A 231-nucleotide genomic window follows, 5' to 3' on the forward strand; every position below is an offset into this window, starting at 1 on the left:
GGATCGGAACGGTCAGGACAGAACTCCACTTCGAGGACGAGAGCAGACCGTGACGCTCCCGCTCGACGACCTGATGCGACGGGCCCACGCGCAGCTCCTGGCCGCGTCCGTCGACATCGACGAGGAACGAGAGGCCGTTCCGGGGCGGTCGATGGCGCTGACCGAGGTCGACCTGGAGGTCCCCGTCGGCTTCCTCGCGGAGCCCGTCGACCCGGCGAGCGTCGAGGAGAG

General features: G+C 69.7%; 1 protein-coding gene. It reads left to right on the forward strand.

The window, feature by feature from the left end; genetic code table 11:
- Positions 1 to 49: 49 nt before the first annotated feature.
- On the forward strand, positions 50 to 231 hold a 182-nt coding region (locus tag SM753_RS21240), incomplete at its 3' end, for a hypothetical protein (protein WP_323193012.1).

The organism is Halostella sp. PRR32 (assembly GCF_034808085.1).
GTDB classification, from domain to species: domain Archaea; phylum Halobacteriota; class Halobacteria; order Halobacteriales; family Natronoarchaeaceae; genus Halostella; species Halostella pelagica.